The 12,172-nt window shown below is 68.3% G+C and carries 11 protein-coding genes; 5 read left to right on the top strand and 6 right to left on the bottom strand.

The window, feature by feature from the left end:
* The first annotated feature begins 125 nt into the window (after nt 1-125).
* Nucleotides 126-1,172 (top strand): TAXI family TRAP transporter solute-binding subunit, encoded by a 1,047-nt coding sequence (locus ACLJK8_RS14955; protein ID WP_413151120.1) that lies wholly within the window; start codon nt 126-128, stop codon nt 1,170-1,172.
* Between the two features lie 11 nt (nt 1,173-1,183).
* Here the strand turns inward: ACLJK8_RS14955 and ACLJK8_RS14950 are convergent, their stop codons facing one another.
* From ACLJK8_RS14950 to ACLJK8_RS14930, 5 genes are read right to left on the bottom strand one after another with little or no spacing between them, the layout of a single operon-like run.
* On the bottom strand, nt 1,184-1,906 hold the full coding sequence (locus tag ACLJK8_RS14950) for an ABC transporter ATP-binding protein (RefSeq protein WP_413151118.1): 723 nt from the start codon (nt 1,904-1,906) through the stop codon (nt 1,184-1,186).
* Nucleotides 1,903-2,781, bottom strand: coding sequence for an ABC transporter ATP-binding protein (locus tag ACLJK8_RS14945; RefSeq protein WP_413151116.1), 879 nt, complete (start codon nt 2,779-2,781; stop codon nt 1,903-1,905). Before ACLJK8_RS14945 ends, ACLJK8_RS14950 begins: the two co-directional genes overlap by 4 nt.
* Before the next feature lies 1 nt (nt 2,782).
* On the bottom strand, nt 2,783-4,615 hold the full coding sequence (locus ACLJK8_RS14940; protein WP_413151115.1) for an ABC transporter permease: 1,833 nt from the start codon (nt 4,613-4,615) through the stop codon (nt 2,783-2,785).
* Nucleotides 4,616-4,664: 49 nt separating this feature from the next.
* On the bottom strand, nt 4,665-5,804 hold the full coding sequence (locus tag ACLJK8_RS14935; protein WP_413151114.1) for an ABC transporter substrate-binding protein: 1,140 nt from the start codon (nt 5,802-5,804) through the stop codon (nt 4,665-4,667).
* Nucleotides 5,805-5,858: 54 nt separating this feature from the next.
* Nucleotides 5,859-7,454, bottom strand: a complete 1,596-nt coding sequence (locus ACLJK8_RS14930; RefSeq protein WP_413151113.1) for an NAD(P)-binding domain-containing protein — start codon at nt 7,452-7,454, stop codon at nt 5,859-5,861.
* A gap of 271 nt (nt 7,455-7,725) precedes the next feature.
* Here ACLJK8_RS14930 and ACLJK8_RS14925 point away from each other — a divergent pair, with 271 nt between their 5' ends.
* Nucleotides 7,726-8,685 carry an aldo/keto reductase gene (locus ACLJK8_RS14925; protein WP_413151112.1) on the top strand — a complete coding sequence of 320 codons (960 nt, stop codon included), beginning with the start codon at nt 7,726-7,728 and terminating at the stop codon, nt 8,683-8,685.
* 25 nt (nt 8,686-8,710) lie between these two features.
* On the opposite strand, the gene ACLJK8_RS14920 is transcribed toward ACLJK8_RS14925, so the two are convergent.
* On the bottom strand, nt 8,711-9,184 hold the full coding sequence (locus tag ACLJK8_RS14920) for an Lrp/AsnC family transcriptional regulator (RefSeq protein ID WP_413151111.1): 474 nt from the start codon (nt 9,182-9,184) through the stop codon (nt 8,711-8,713).
* Between the two features lie 122 nt (nt 9,185-9,306).
* On the opposite strand from ACLJK8_RS14920, the gene hppD reads away from it, so the two are divergent.
* The 3 genes from hppD to ACLJK8_RS14905 all read left to right on the top strand — a co-directional run bounded on the left by hppD (nt 9,307) and on the right by ACLJK8_RS14905 (nt 11,972).
* Nucleotides 9,307-10,419 (top strand): 4-hydroxyphenylpyruvate dioxygenase, encoded by a 1,113-nt coding sequence (hppD, locus tag ACLJK8_RS14915; protein ID WP_413151110.1) that lies wholly within the window; start codon nt 9,307-9,309, stop codon nt 10,417-10,419.
* 38 nt (nt 10,420-10,457) lie between these two features.
* Nucleotides 10,458-10,814, top strand: coding sequence for a Rieske (2Fe-2S) protein (locus tag ACLJK8_RS14910; RefSeq protein ID WP_413151109.1), 357 nt, complete (start codon nt 10,458-10,460; stop codon nt 10,812-10,814).
* A gap of 183 nt (nt 10,815-10,997) precedes the next feature.
* The gene (locus ACLJK8_RS14905) at nt 10,998-11,972 is read left to right on the top strand and encodes an acyltransferase family protein (protein WP_413151108.1); all 975 of its coding nucleotides are present in this window, start codon (nt 10,998-11,000) and stop codon (nt 11,970-11,972) included.
* Nucleotides 11,973-12,172 lie beyond the last annotated feature (200 nt).

Below are 12,172 nucleotides of genomic sequence, written 5' to 3'. Positions count from 1 at the left end.
CCGGACGCGGGCGCCGAGATCAACATCGGAGGTGTTCTCGCGGCACGCCCGGCCGCGCTTGGCAGCGGCGCGCACGGCTGCTAGAGCAGGAGGCTCAGGAAGACGATCGGCGCCGGATTCCCCGCATGACCCACGGGAGAAGGAACTGCCGGTGGTGGAACGATCTCCGCCTCGGCCTCGCAAGCCTCGCCGTGGCGCTCGGCTCCGCGGGGCCGGTGGCCGCGATCGATCAGGTGCTGATCTCGATCGGCACGGGCGGCAAAACCGGCGTCTATTACGTCGCTGGCGGCGCGATCTGCGATCTGGTGAACGAGCGGCGCTGGGAGACCGGCATCCGTTGCCTCACCGAACCCTCGGACGGATCGATCGAGAACCTGCGCGATGTCCGGAGCGGCGTGAGAACCTTCGCGATCGTCCAGTCGGATTGGGAATCGCACGCCGTCAGGGGCACCGCCGTCTTCACGGAAACGGGGCCGGACTGGGAGCTGCGGTCGGTGCTTCGCCTGTTCCCCGAGCCCTTCACCATCGTCGCGCGGCCCGGCGCCGAGATCCTGTCCTTCGGCGGCATCCTCGGCAAGCGGGTGAGCTTCGGCCCGGCGGGATCGGGCGGGCGGGCGACCATGGGCGTGGTGATGGCCGCGATGGGATGGACCGAGGCGGATTTCGCCTATGTCGCCGATACGCCGATGTCCGACACGGCGCGCGCGCTCTGCGCCGGCGAGATCGACGCGGCGGTCTTCATCGTCGCGCATCCGAACCTGACCGTGGAGGAGATGGTCGCCGCCTGCGGCGCGACGCTCGTTCCCGTTTCCGAGGCGCGGACCGACCGGCTGGTCGCGGCGAACAGCTATTTCCGCCGCGTGGAGATCCCGTCCGGCACCTATGCCGGCGTCAGCACCGCGATCCCGACCTTCGCCACGACGGCGACGCTCGTCACATCGGCGCGCACGCGGCCCGACGTGGTCGCCACGCTGGCCGAGGCGACGGTGACGGGGCTCGCGGAACTACGCGACGCCCATCCCGCCCTGGCGCGGCTCGGCGAGGCCGAGATGCTGTCGATCGGCCAGAACGCGCCCCGGCACGAGAGCGTCGTGGGGATCTCGCGCCGGTTTCTTGACGCGGGCCGGCCCGGCGGACCTCGGTCCGACCCGCCTCGGCCCGACTCACCTTAGGCCGGTGTGCCTCAGGACACGGCCTCCCCGAGATAGGCGCTGCGAATCCGGGGATCGGCGAGAAGCTGCTTCGCCGGGCCTTCGAGCACGATGCGGCCGCTCTGGAGCACATAGCCGTAGTCCGCGATCCGGAGCGCCATCGAGGCGTTCTGCTCCACCATGAAGACCGAGACCCCGGTTCCGTTCACCGTCGCGATCAGTTCCAGCACCCGGTCGACGAAGAGCGGCGAGAGGCCCATCGTCGGCTCGTCCATGCAGATGAGCTTCGGCCGGCCCATCAGCGCGCGGGCCATCGCCACCATCTGCTGCTCGCCGCCCGACATGGTGCCGGCCTTCTGCCGGAGCCGCTCCCTCAGCCGAGGGAAGAGGCCGAGCACGCGGTCGTAATCCGCCTCGATCTCGCCCTTGTCGCTCCGGACATAGGCGCCCATCAGCAGGTTCTCCCGCACCGTCATCTCGCCGAAGAGGCGGCGGGCCTCCGGCACGGTGGAGATGCCCGCCCGAACGATCCGGGGGGTGGGCCAGCCGGTAATCTCCTCGTCCTCGAGATAGATATGACCCGATCTTGGCACCTGCAGCCCGAGGATCGCCTTCATCGTCGTGGACTTGCCCGAGGCATTGCCGCCGAGCAGGCAGACGATCGCACCCTCCGGCACGCTCATCGACACGTCGAAATGGACCTGTACGGGGCCGTAGAAGGAGTTGATCTTCTCGATCCGCAGCAAGGGCTTCATCGCGCGGCCTCCGCGGGTCCGGGCTCGGGCATCAGGCTTCCGGCCGCGGGCGCGTCCCCGCCGATGGTCGAATGGCCAAGATAGGCCTCGATCACCTTCGGGTCCTCGCGCACCTCGCGGGGCGTGCCCTCGGAGATGACCTTGCCATTGTCCATCGCCATCACCCGGTCGGAGAGCGCCATCACCATGTTGAGCTTGTGCTCGATCAAGAGGATCGTCCGGCCCTCAGCCTTCAACTCCCCGATGATCCCCTGCATCTCCGCCGTCTCGCTCTCGTTCATGCCCGCCGTCGGCTCGTCGAGGATCAGGATGCGCGGACGCAGCGCCAGCGCGCGGGCGATCTCGACCCGGCGGCGGTTCGCGTAGGAAAGCGAATAGGTCGGCTGGTCAAGCCGGGGTGTGAGCCGGTCGCCGAAGGTCGCGATGATCTCGCGCGCCTCGGCCCGCATCGCCGCCTCCTCCTCGCGGACCGCCGCCGGCCGGACGAGCGCGCGCAGGATCTCCAGCACCGGTGCCACGACCGGCGTCCGGGGCCGCGCCGCGCGCAGCCGCGTGTGGCAGCCGATGAGCACATTGTCCATGACCGTGAGGTTGCCGAAGACCCGGCCGTGCTGGAAGGTCCGTGCGACGCCGATCTCCGCCATCCGGTGCGGGCGGAAATTGGTGATGTCGCGGCCTTCGAGCGTGACGCGGCCCGCGTCCATCCGGTCCTGCCCGGAGATGAGGTTGAAGAGCGTGGTCTTCCCCGCGCCGTTCGGCCCGATAACCGAGAGGAACTCGCCCTCCCGGACATGAAGGTCCACGCCATCGACGGCGGTGATGCCGCCGAACCGCCGGGTGATGCCGGTGGCGCTGAGCAGTGCTTCCGCGCTCATCTCAGCCACTCCCCATGAGGCCCTGCGGCCGGAACCGGATCAGCAGGACCAGCGCCAGCCCGTAGAACAGCATCCGGTATTCGGCGAGCACGCGGAACATCTCCGGCAGCCCGGCGACGAGGACGGCGGCGATGACCGCACCCGTCACATTGCCGAGCCCGCCGAGGATGACGATGGTCAGGATCAGGACCGAGGTCAGCAGGTTGAACGTGTCGAAATTGATGTAGCTGAACTGATGCGCGGTGATCGCGCCCGCGAGCCCCGCCGTGAAGCCCGCGAAGCCGAAGGCGAGCCCCTTGTAGTAGTTCGAGGCGACGCCATAGGTCTCGGCGGCGATCGTATCCTCGCGGATCGCCCGCCATGTGCGGCCGAGATGCGAGGAGAGCAGCCGGGTCTGCATCAGGCAGAAGGCGATGACGAGGACCAGCACGAACCAGTACATCGCATTGGTGCCATAGAGCGGCAGCCCGAGGATTTCGAGCGGAGGAATGCCGAAGACACCGAGCGAGCCATTGGTCACAGAGGTCCAGTTCAGGATCACCAGCGCCACGATCTCGCCGATCGCAAGCGTGCCGATGGCGACGTAATGCCCGCGCAGCCGGAAGGCCGGATAGGCGAGCGCGGTGCCGATCAGCGCGGTCAGCGTCGCGCCGACGACGAGGCCGAGCGCGACCGGAAGCCCGGCGATGGTCAGGAGCCCCGAGGCATAGGCGCCGATCGCGAGCAGCGCCGCCTGACCGATGGAGATGAGCCCGACCGTGCCCGCGATCAGCGTGAGCGAGATGGCCGCGAGCGCGTAGAGCAGCGCGTTGGTCATGACCTGGGTGAAATAGGGCTGGCCCGCGAGCGGCACCAGCGCCGCGATCACCACCCCCGCCACGAGCGCCCAGCGGGGCAGGCGGATCGGTGTCGACTGGGTGACGAAGGAGCCGGTCATCGGCTCCGCCTGCCGTTCGCGTCCGCGCGCGAAGAGCCCGTTCGGCTTCACGAGCAGCATCAGGAGCAGGACCGAGAAGGCGAAGAGGTTGCGGTAGCTCGCCCCGAAGAGCGCGATGCCGTAGCTCTCGATCAGCCCGAGGATCAGCCCGCCGCCGATCGCGCCCGGCACATTGGTCATACCGCCGATCACGATCGCGACCATGCCCTTCAGCATGATCTGGAACGAGGTATTGGGGTCGATCGAATTGTAGTAGATCCCGACCAGCAGCCCCGCGATCGCGCCGAGCGCGCCCGCGATGCCGAAGACCGTCATGTTCACCGCGTGGATGTTGACGCCCATCTGCTTCGCCGCGTCGTCGTCCTGCGCGGTGGCGCGCACCGCCATGCCGAGCCTGGTGTGGAAGAGGAACGCGTAAAGCGCGGCGGCGGCGATCACGCCCGTGAGGAAGATCGTGATGTCGATCGGCCCGATCGAGCCCTGTCCGACGCTGATCCGCCAGTCGGGCAGCGGCACGGGCAGCGGACGCGGATTGGCGCCGAAGGTGATATGGACGATCTGATCGAGGATCAGCCCGACGCCGATCGTGGCGAGCAAGGGTGCGATCCGCGACTGCCGGTTGAGCGGCCGGATCGCCACCACCTCGATCAGCGCGCCGACCAGGGCGCCCGCGAGCGCGACGAGGAGCACCGTCGTCCAGAGCGGCAGGCCGAGCGCGACCGCGCAGGTCCAGCCGACATAGGCCCCGACCGTGAAGACCGCGCCATGGGCGAAGTTGATCAGATTGGCCACGCCGAAGATCAGCGCGAGGCCGACCGCCATCAGCGCGTAGATCGAGCCGAGAACCAGGCCCGAGACGGTGAAGTCGAACCAGGGAAGGGAGAGGACCGCGTCCATATGCGTCTCCGTCGGGCCGCCCGGGCCGTGCTCCGGGCGGGATCGGGGTTTATTCGTAGAGCTGGAAGGTGCCGTCCTTCACGATCAGGTCGGTCGCTTCGAGCCCCATGACCCGGCGTGTCTCCGGATCGAAGCTCACCTCGGGGAAGAGCACCGAGGGCAGATCGGCGATCTCGCCCAGCCCCGCCTTGATCTCCTCGCGCGTGGAGCCATAGCGGCGCATCACTTCCGCGAGGATATTTATCGTATCGAAGGCCATCGCATTGAAATTGTTTGGCTCCTGCCCGTACTGCTCCGCGAAGTCCTTGATGAAGGTCTGCACCTCGGGCCGGGGCGAGACCGGTGTGAAATAGGCCGCCGTATGCACGCCCTCGGCCGCGTCGCCCGCGAGATTGAGAAAGTCGGGCGAATAGACCGAGCCGGTCGCCACGATCGGCAGGTCGATGCCGAGTTCGCGGATCTGGCGCACGATCAGGGCGCCGTCCGAATAGTAGCTCTCGAGCATGAGCCCGTCGGGATTGGCCGCCTTGACCCGGGTGAGCGTGGCGCGGAAATCCTTCTCGTCGGGCAGATAGCCTTCGGCCGCCACCACCTCGGCGCCGCGTTCGCCCGCTTCCTCGATGAAGATGTTCTTCGCCGTGGTGCCCCAGTCGGTGTTGAGATGCAGCACGCCGATCTTTTTCAGCCCGAGCTTGCCGACCGCGTATTCGGCGAGCAGTTCCTGCTCCTGGCTCTGCGAGATCGAACTCGACCACATGTAGTCGCCGGTCTTGGTGAAATCGGGATGCGAATTGGTGAAGCCGAACTGCACCAGCCCGCCGCGCTGGTAGAGCGGCGAAGCGGCCATCGAGGCGGTGGAGGAGAAATCGCCGACCTCGACGACGATGTTCGGGTCCGAGATGAATTTCTGAGCGATGGCAACGGTCTGTCGCGGATCGTTCTGACTGTCCTCGAACTGGTAGGCGAGCGGGCGCCCGTTGATCCCGCCCTCGGCGTTGATCTTTTCCAGCGCGAGATCGAACCCCTGTTTCCAGAGTTCGCCATATTGCGCCTGGGGCCCGGTCAGCGGGCCGGAGACCCCGATCAGCACGGGCTCGCCATCCTGGGCGAGGGCCGGCGTCAGCGTTCCGAGCGCGGCCGCGAGCGCGAGGCCGGCGAAACCGCGGCGGGTGAGATGAGTGAGCGTCATGGGCGGGTCTCCCTCGGTGAATTAGCGGGCGGGTGAATTAGCGGGCGGGTGAAGTCAGCGGGCGGTCGAGTTCACGTGCTCGGGCGCGTAGAAGGCGGTGCCCTTGAGCTCGTGCTCTTCCTCCCAGGCACCGAGGCGGGCGAAGATCGGCTCGAAATCCTCGGCGAAGAGTCGCGCGGTCACGCCGGCGGCCACCCTGTCGGGGCCGATTTCGAGCGTCGGCACATCCGCGGCGAGCGTCCCGGCGCTGAGCCAGCTCGCCATGTTGAAGACATGGATGCGGGCCAGGTCTCCGGCCTCGCCCGCCTTCGGCAGCAGCTCGAAGGCCTCGCCGAGATAGGGGAAGCGCCCGAGATGCGGCCGCGCGAGTTCCGGCGGCGGGGTGTAGCGATCCTGCCAGAGCGCCACGCGGTCATGTACCGCCGCGAACAGCGGCTCATGCGCGAGATCGACGCGGAAGCCGGTGCCGAGGATCAGGAAGTCGTAGTCGCCCGAAGGTCCGTTCTCGACCTCGATCCGGACCCCGCCGTCGGCGCGAACCGCCGACCGAACTCCGCCGTCGGCGCGGATGACCGACCGGATGCGCGTCGAGAAATGGACCGAGACGCCGGGCCGGGCGAGGGCGCGGTGCACCGTCTCATGCGGCGGTGGCGACTGCATGTCGTCGAGATAGACGCCGAGCCGCCAGCGGTCGGCGTCGGGCAGGCTCTGCCAGCCCTCGAAATAGCCGATGCCGGTCGAGGCCCGGCCCTTGTTCAGCTGCGGCATCGCCTGGCGCCGGGCGAACATCACGACCTCGGTCGCGCCCGCCTCCATCGCCGTCGCCGCGTTGTCCCAGGCCGAGGCACCGACGCCGATCACCGCGATCCGCTTGCCCGCGAGCCGCGCGAAGTCGATCTCGTCCATCGTATGCGCCGCGAGATCGGGGAACAGATCCCCGGCGACGCCCGGCACCGGCACCCAGCCGCCGGTCCCGCCGCGTCCGGTCGCGACCACGACGCGTTTCGCTGCGAGGTGCGTCCCGTCGGCGAGCACGAGCTCGACCCGGTCGGCATGGGGAACGAGGCCGCGCACCTCTGTTCCGTTGCGCACCGGCAGGTCGAGCATGCGGCGGACCCAGAGGATGTAATCCTGCCAGGTGTCATTATGGACCTTGTAGAGCACCGCCCAGGCCCCGGCGCCGTAGGCGGCGCGGTACCAGGATTCGAAGGTCAGCGACGGGATGCCGAAGGAGAGCCCCGGCAGCGTTTTCGGCGAGCGCAGCGTCGGCATCCGGGCATAGGTGACCCAGGGGCCCTCCCGCCCTTCCGGCGCGCGGTCGAGCACCAGGAGGTTGGCGATCCCGCGCAGCTTCAGGGCCCCGGCGACGCCGATGCCGAACTGCCCGCCGCCGATCACCACCACATCGGGCATGGGCCGCCCGTCGAAGCTCCGCGGTTCGGTCCAGGCCCGCGCCGGCAGGCCGAGCCGCGCGAGATCCTCGCGCACCAGCGCCTCGTGACGCGCGAGCGCCTCGGCGTCGGCCACGCCGGGCCGCGGCGCCGCCGGGTCGGGCAACGGCGGGTCGGGCAACGGCGGGTCGGGCAGCGTTGGGTCCGGTAGCGCCGTGGCCTCGGGATCGAGGGCTTGCGCGGCGGCGGGCTGGTTCATCGGGTCCTCACATTCCGCCCCTCCCGGCCGCGCGGTCGGAAGGGTCGCAGTCGCTGACATTTCATCGCGCCAGTTCACCGACGAAGCCACCCTTGTGCAACCCCCGCGCGGTGCAACGCCGCTATGCGCCGCGCGATTTCGACCTCCGCGCGCAGCGGTACCACCCCCGCGAGCGCGACCCGCGCGGAGCCGGCCCGCCCGCGGCACGCGAGTCGCTTCGCCGCGCCGAACGCCGTAGGAAGGGAGGCACCCAACCGGCAGGAGCCCCGTGATGACCGAGACCCTTCCGACCCGCCGCCATCCGCGCGCGGATCTCGCCTTCACCGAACTCGCGCTCGGCACCTCGCGGTGGAGCGAGATGGACGGGCCCGAGGGCGATGCGCGGGCGCGCGCGGTGGCCGGGGCCGCCTGGGACGCGGGTGTGCGCCATTTCGACACCGCCCCCTATTACGGCAGCGGCCTCTGCGAGCGGCGGCTCGGCGCGGCGCTGGTCTGGAAGGATCGCGCCGACTACATCCTGTCGACCAAGGTCGGCGTCGATCTCGACCCGTTCGGCGGGCGCGAGGCGGTCACGCGGCATTATCCCTTCCACGCGGGTTTCGCGCCGATCTGCGACTATTCCGCCCCGGCGATCCGGCATTCCTTCGAGACCTCGCTGCACCGCATCGGCATCCCCTCGGCCGATGTCGCCTATATGCACGGACTCTCGATCTGCCCCGGCGGGCTCGAGGCCGCGCTCGCAACCGGTGGCGCGGAGCTCGTCCGTATGCGCGAGGAGGGTCTCGTCCGCTTGGTCGGCGTCGGTGCGAACACGCCGGCGATCGCCATGGCCTTCATCGAGCGTTTCGACATCGACATGCTGCTCTTCGCCGGCGGCTTCTCGCTCGGCGATCACGCGGGCGCGGCGCCGGTGCTCGAAGCCTGCGCGGCGCGGGGGATCGGGGTCCTCGCCGCCTCGCCCTTCGGCAACGGCGCCTGGTTCGGGGAAGCGAACGCGCCGTTTCGCGCCCGGCTCGCCGAGATCCGCGCGGAATTCGGCGTGAGCGAGACCGGGGCGCTGATCCGTTTCGGCCTGATGGTGCCCGCGACGCTCTCCGTCCTGTGGTCGACCCAGACACCGGAGAAGGTCGGCTCGACCCTCGCGGCTTACGAGGAGGAGATTCCGGCGGAGTTCTGGGAGACGTGCCGGGCCGAGGGCCTCCTCCACCCACTGCCGGGGTTCGGGGATTGAGGAGACGTCGAGCTTCGCTCCGGCCTCAGAGCGGGCCGATCCCGCGCTCGTCCTTCAATGTCTTCAGCACGATCTCCGAGCGGACCTGCGCGACCCTCGGATGCGGCAGCAGGTGGCGATGGACGAAATCCGCGAAGGCGTCGAGATCGCGCGCCCGGATGTCGAGGACGTAATCGGCGTCGCCCGAGACGGAGAAGGCGGAACGGATCTGCGGGTGCTTGGCGACGAAGCGGGCGAATTCGTCTTCGATTCCCTGGCCATGGCCGGACAGGTTCACCCGCATGATCGCGCGGAACCCGTAGCCGAGCTTCGTGGCGCTCAGCCGCGCGGCATAGCCTTCGATCACGCCCGCCTGTTCCAGCGCCGCCCGCCGGCGCGAGCATTGCGAGGCCGAGAGATTGACGATCCCCGCCAGCGCGGCGTTGGTGAGCGATCCGTCCCGCTGCAAGGCGGTGAGCAATGCGATATCGAAGCTGTCGAGGTCCATTTCGCGCGCCATATGCCAAAATCATGCGGGTTTCGTGCGAGATTGCCGGATCGGACACGCGTTTTGCAAGCCTCATGCGGGGATTGCCTGTCACGATGCCTCATCGCGACGGAAGAAGCATCAAGGAGGATCGCATGGGCCCGTTCCCGCACAACGCCCCCAAGGCCACGATCAGCAAGGCCAATCCCGCCGGAACCGACGGGTTCGAATTCGTGGAATACGCTCATCCCGAACCGGAGAAACTCGACCGGATCTTCCGCGAGATGGGCTTCACCCCGGTCGCGAAGCACAAGACGAAGAACATCACCCTCTACCGGCAGGGCGACATCAACTACCTCCTGAACGCGGAGCCGGGCAGCCACGGCGCCGGTTTCGTCGAGGAGCATGGGCCCTGCGCCCCGGCGATGGCCTGGCGCGTCGTCGATGCGAAAGCCGCGCTGCGGCGCGCGCTCGACCTCGGTGCGGAGGAGTACACGGGCGGTGGCAAGTCGATCGACGCGCCGGCGGTTTACGGGATCGGCGGGTCGCTGCTCTATTTCATCGATCGCTACGGCGACGCGGGAAGCTGCTACGAGGCCGATTACGACTGGCTGGGCGAGGCCAACCCGAGGCCCGAGGGTTTCGGCTTCTACTACCTCGACCACCTGACCCATAACGTGATCCGCGGCAACATGGATACGTGGTACCGGTTCTACCACGACACGTTCAATTTCCGCGAGATCAAGTACTTCGACATCAAGGGCAAGCAGACCGGCCTCGTCAGCCGCGCGCTGACCTCGCCGGATGGCAAGATCCGCATCCCGATCAACGAATCGACCGATGACCACAGCCAGATCGAGGAATACCTCAAGGAATACAAGGGCGAAGGCATCCAGCATATCGCGATCGCGAGCGAGGACATCTACGCCGGCACCGACCGGATCGCTGAGGCGGGCATGGAATTCATGCCCGGACCGCCCGACATCTACTACGAGATGTCGCATCGCCGCGTGAAAGGCCACGAGGAGCCGATCGAGCGCATGAAGAAGCACGGCATCCTGATCGACGGCGAAGGCGTGGTCGGCGGCGGCGAGACGCGGATCCTGCTGCAGATCTTCTCGAAGACCGTCATCGGCCCGATCTTCTTCGAGTTCATCCAGCGCAAGGGCGACGACGGCTTCGGTGAGGGCAATTTCAAGGCGCTCTTCGAATCGATCGAAGAAGACCAGATCCGCCGCGGCGTGCTCAGCGCCGAAGCGGCCGAGTGAGGGATCGGCCCCGCTTCGCGGCGGGGCCGGCGTTACCGATGAGCTGGACCGATTACAGCACCGCCCCCGCGCCCGGCACGCCGATCTGCCGCGAAGATGAGGTGACGGGCGTTCGCGCCCTGACCGTCGAGACCGGGAAGGGCGCCTTCCCGCTGCTCGTCCTGCGCGCGGGCGAGACCTGGCGCGCCTATGTGAACGTCTGCCCGCACCAGTACCTGCCGCTCAACTACCGGGGCGAGCGGCTCCTGTCGGCGGACGGCGCGAAGCTGATGTGCACCGCGCATGGCGCCCGTTTCGACATCCATACCGGCGCCGCGATCGAGGGCGTCGATTGCGGTCTCGAGCCGGTTCCGGTCGAATCCGTGCAAGGCATTCTGCGGATCGGCGCGCACTGAAGGGCGCGCCGGGGGCCCGGCGTCAGCAAATCACGGCTGGCCTGTCGGCGTGGTGATTGTGGCCGGCGGGCTCCTCGACTATGCTGCATCTGCGTTGTCGTTCGCGGATGCGAAATGATCGTCTTTCGATCGCCCTTTGTCCGCCGGCCGCGCGAGAGAGCCCTTCGCGCGGAGTTCCGCCGCTTGATCTATTCCATCCAGCAGATCCGGGCCTTCGCGGCCATTCTCGTCGTCATGACGCATGTGGTGAACGCCCTGCCGCCGGTCCCGGGCAGCCCGTTCCCGGTCAATCTGGACGAGGTGAACATCGTCTTCACCTTCGCCGCCGGTTTCCTGTTCCGGCACCTGTCGCTGCGCGAGCCCTATCGCGCCTTCATGGCCCGCCGGGTGGTCAATGTCCTGGTGCCCTACGCGCTGATCTCGATACCGGCGCTGCTGATCTACGTGGTGGGGGACAAGCAGCACGGGCACGTCGATCTGAGCGGCGTTCCGGATCTCCTGCTCCCCGTCTACCTGCTGCTGACCGGGCTGCACCTCGGGGCGCTGTGGTTCGTTCCGATGATCTTCGTCATCTACGCGGCGACCCCGGTCATCCGCGGGATCGACGGCGCCGGATGGCGCTACGCCGTCGCGATCCCGATGAGCCTGCTGCTCGGCGTGACGATCCTCACCCGGCCGGAAGTCAATGCCAACCCGCCGCTCGCCGCCGCGCATTACCTGCCGGTGTTCCTGATCGGGATGTGCTGCGCGCGCTACAACACAGCGATCGGCGCGCTCAGCCAGCGAGCCTCCGTCTGGGCGCCCGCGCTCGCGATCCTGGTCGTCCTGGTCCCGGTCTCGGTGGCGGCGCCGGACGCGGCGCAGTATCCGCTCAAGCTCGTCATGCTGCTCTGCCTCTTCGTCGTGGCCTCGCGAACGGCGGGGTTCCGCGCCCCGGCGATCGACCTCCTGGCGAAATACTCCTTCGGCATCTTCTTCCTGCACGGCTATTTCATCGCAACGCTGCGGATCTTCGCGGCGCGCGGCGATCTCACCCTTCAGGCCAGCGTGGCCAATGTGCTCGCTCTGACCGCGCTCATCTGCCTCGCCTGTGTCCTCGTCATCCGCGGCGTGAAGCTGGTCGGCGGCAGGCACAGCCGCCTGCTCGTCGGCGCCTGACGCCCCGACTCCGGTCACGCCGCGCAGGCGAAGGGCCCGATCTCGACGATCGGGCCCTGGCTCATGGCGATCCGCCGGATCGGGATCACACGCCGACGCGCTGTTTTTCGCGGATTCTGACCTGGGCTTCTCTGGCCTGGTTGACGGTTTCGCGGCTGGAGACCTCAGGGACCCCGACGTCCCAGTCGGCGTCGCCTGGG

The sequence above is a fragment of the Amaricoccus sp. W119 genome, assembly GCF_047275745.1.
Taxonomy (GTDB): Bacteria; Pseudomonadota; Alphaproteobacteria; order Rhodobacterales; family Rhodobacteraceae; genus Amaricoccus.
This window is presented reverse-complemented; position numbering and strand designations above follow the sequence as displayed.

Coding starts and splice junctions, on each gene's coding strand:
- ACLJK8_RS14940 (WP_413151115.1), bottom strand. CDS start 4,615: ATGGACGCGGTCCTCTCCCTTCCCTGGTTCGACTTCACCGTCTCGGGC.
- ACLJK8_RS14950 (WP_413151118.1), bottom strand. CDS start 1,906: ATGAAGCCCTTGCTGCGGATCGAGAAGATCAACTCCTTCTACGGCCCC.
- ACLJK8_RS14930 (WP_413151113.1), bottom strand. CDS start 7,454: ATGAACCAGCCCGCCGCCGCGCAAGCCCTCGATCCCGAGGCCACGGCG.
- ACLJK8_RS14945 (WP_413151116.1), bottom strand. CDS start 2,781: ATGAGCGCGGAAGCACTGCTCAGCGCCACCGGCATCACCCGGCGGTTC.
- ACLJK8_RS14910 (WP_413151109.1), top strand. CDS start 10,458: ATGAGCTGGACCGATTACAGCACCGCCCCCGCGCCCGGCACGCCGATC.
- hppD (WP_413151110.1), top strand. CDS start 9,307: ATGGGCCCGTTCCCGCACAACGCCCCCAAGGCCACGATCAGCAAGGCC.
- ACLJK8_RS14920 (WP_413151111.1), bottom strand. CDS start 9,184: ATGGCGCGCGAAATGGACCTCGACAGCTTCGATATCGCATTGCTCACC.
- ACLJK8_RS14935 (WP_413151114.1), bottom strand. CDS start 5,804: ATGACGCTCACTCATCTCACCCGCCGCGGTTTCGCCGGCCTCGCGCTC.
- ACLJK8_RS14955 (WP_413151120.1), top strand. CDS start 126: ATGACCCACGGGAGAAGGAACTGCCGGTGGTGGAACGATCTCCGCCTC.
- ACLJK8_RS14925 (WP_413151112.1), top strand. CDS start 7,726: ATGACCGAGACCCTTCCGACCCGCCGCCATCCGCGCGCGGATCTCGCC.